Annotated in this window: 1 rRNA gene; it reads left to right on the top strand. The window is 54.3% G+C overall.

The features are described 5' to 3' along the window. Positions 1-372, top strand: a 23S ribosomal RNA gene (locus KUM32_RS31420); the annotation flags it as partial.

Raw genomic sequence — 372 nt, 5'->3', positions numbered from 1 at the left:
TAACTTCGGGAGAAGGGGGGCCACACCTGGTGATGATCTTTACGGTCTGAGCTGGGGGTGGCCGCAGAGACCAGCGAGAAGCGACTGTTTACTAAAAACACAGGTCCGTGCGAAGCCGTAAGGCGATGTATACGGACTGACGCCTGCCCGGTGCTGGAACGTTAAGGGGACCGGTTAGCTTGGATTCGTCCAGGCGAAGCTGAGAACTTAAGCGCCAGTAAACGGCGGTGGTAACTATAACCATCCTAAGGTAGCGAAATTCCTTGTCGGGTAAGTTCCGACCTGCACGAATGGCGTAACGACTTCTCGACTGTCTCAACCATAGGCCCGGTGAAATTGCACTACGAGTAAAGATGCTCGTTTCGCGCAGCA

This window comes from Streptomyces sp. AC627_RSS907 (genome assembly GCF_019049165.1).
This window is presented reverse-complemented; position numbering and strand designations above follow the sequence as displayed.